Annotated in this window: 2 protein-coding genes; one reads left to right on the top strand and one right to left on the bottom strand. The window is 50.4% G+C overall.

What is annotated here, in order from left to right:
• Positions 1-519 precede the first annotated feature (519 nt).
• Positions 520-1,194 carry a hypothetical protein gene (locus ASE89_RS20340; protein ID WP_156363399.1) on the bottom strand — a complete coding sequence of 225 codons (675 nt, stop codon included), beginning with the start codon at positions 1,192-1,194 and terminating at the stop codon, positions 520-522.
• 661 nt (positions 1,195-1,855) lie between these two features.
• On the opposite strand from ASE89_RS20340, the gene ASE89_RS21145 reads away from it, so the two are divergent.
• Positions 1,856-2,159, top strand: a 304-nt coding sequence (locus ASE89_RS21145) for a hypothetical protein (RefSeq protein WP_236701691.1), incomplete at its 3' end; no start/stop codon positions are given.

The following is a 2,159-nucleotide window of genomic DNA, read 5'->3' as shown; positions in this document are numbered from 1 at the left end:
TCTAGCTCTGTTTCAAACTACGGGCCTGCCCGCGGCCGATCCCAGCTTTTTCAACACAATCGGTGGAAAACGGACCGTCCGGTTTCAGCCACGGCTAGTGATATAGGGGGCATCGCTTTCACAGCCCCGCAGGCGCCAAATAGCGGCATGACGCCGACTCCATGTTGCCCGCGAATGGCTGACGATTTAAACCGGGTTTGTGCCATTCACGCGGATCGGTTGGAGTGACCCGATGTGTTCGTCGCGGACATGAACGGGGGCTACGATCCGATCGTCCACGATGGCGGTAGCAGCGCTATCGGGATCGTGTTCGGCCGTAGTGCGGCTCTCGCCTGCCCCGAATGGGGTATTGATGGGAAGAAAGCAGATTGTCGCTCTTTATGATCATCAGGCCAAGCGTCCTTGCGCTCGGACGCTACCACAAACATCAATAAGGGCAGCGTAAACAGGAACAGAAGGTCGGCATGCTTATATTGAGTGAAACACTGACTGTCGCGCAGCCTGCAAAGTCAGGTGCGTTTAACTAACAGCATCTTTCATGCTAATTAGCCCACTCATGAAGCAGAGGGGGTAAATGACTTTTTCTTCGAGACGCATGCGTTCGCCTGCACGAGCCAAGATAGTGTGTGTCGCGACAGTGAATTCTGCCCATTGCGTTTCTAGCCTATCGCAATCCCAGGTATAAAGATAACTGTCCCAATCAGTCTCTATTTCACCAAGCAGCGTGCGGAGCCTCTCTTCTAAAGAGAAACCGGCGTCGATCCCTCTGGTCATTAGAGGGCCGTAGATGCAGCATCGTTCCAAAGCCCGGTGCGCATCGATAAGCTTTCCAAATTCGGTAAGCTGTCGCTGAGCCTCAATGACATTCTGTGGCCCACGCACCAGCTGAATTAGCGACTTACGGCGGATGTCGAGATCTATATGATCGCTCATCAGTCGCTCTAAACTAGCAGGTGAGCGAAGCGATACGACATTATCGCCAGAACGAGTTTGCAATGCAACAGCTGTTGGAAAGTCGCTTATTAATGAATCCATACTCGACAAACTACCAGACTCTATCCGATAGGTTATCAATTGATTAAGCGCTTCATCCAGCTTGATACTTACCAAAGCAAGTTCGTTATCATCTGCTAATACAAGAGCCTGCTCAATTAATTGTGTTAGTTTATCAGTGTCATGAAACATATCAACCATCCGGCCAGCTCAAAATGATAGAAACTCATAGGTCTTTAGGTCCCTACAAGACAGTTTGTCTGCCTTGATACGGATCAAGTGCCAAGACTGCGCTGCGCTAGACAGGCGATGGTATTTCTCTGCCATGTCTGCATGGCTTTTGCGAATTGCAGGGTCTGACGTATCTGACGCCAACGCTCGTGCGGCTGCAGCTCGTTGGGCAAAGTAAACGCGGTCTTGATCGTCGAACATATCACCCTCCCCTCTAGCGCGATAAATTCGACTAATCCGGATAGCATTGTCAATAACATAAGTTATGTCGCGTTCAATGCATTTATTGTCGGGGCATTAAGACTCAATAGTTTGATCAGCAGTATTAAGTGGTGGTTATTATTTCGTATAACAATGATTCTATAAATACTATATACTTGTAAAGATGCTATAATAAGCATCTTGTTATGTATACTATTCGATAATAATCACCAAGCTTGCCTGCCGCAAGCGGAGCACCTGCTGCTGGGCACCAATGGGGCTCGCGGTCTAACGAAATGGCTGCTTTTGGCCTCGCGGATCTTCAACCTGAGCGTCCGACTTTGAGCGTTAGCGGAATGGCCAGGATTGGTGGAAAGCGGACCCACTTGCGCGTAAAACAAGTGCCTCATCGTCATGAGGTCGCCGCACGATGCGTCTGCTTGTTCTTGCCTCCTATATGGTGTGCTCAACCATTGCTCCGGCAACGAGTCCAGCCCAATGGATCATGGAACGATCTGAATGCCTCACGATCCAGACTGACCACGTGCGGGTGGGGGCTGCAAATTCGCTTTCGATGCAGACCGCTCGCACATTAGCTAAACGCATCACGCTCGCGTGTCGCTCGACTATTCCAAGCGAATTGTTCACAGCGCAGGAGCGTGCAGACATGGAAGGTGCCGACCGTTTCGACATCATCCGTGAGTTGATGTCCAAGCCACCTTCGGATGTCCGCT

This window comes from Sphingomonas sp. Leaf30 (genome assembly GCF_001422525.1).
GTDB lineage: Bacteria > Pseudomonadota > Alphaproteobacteria > Sphingomonadales > Sphingomonadaceae > Sphingomonas > Sphingomonas aerolata.
This window is presented reverse-complemented; position numbering and strand designations above follow the sequence as displayed.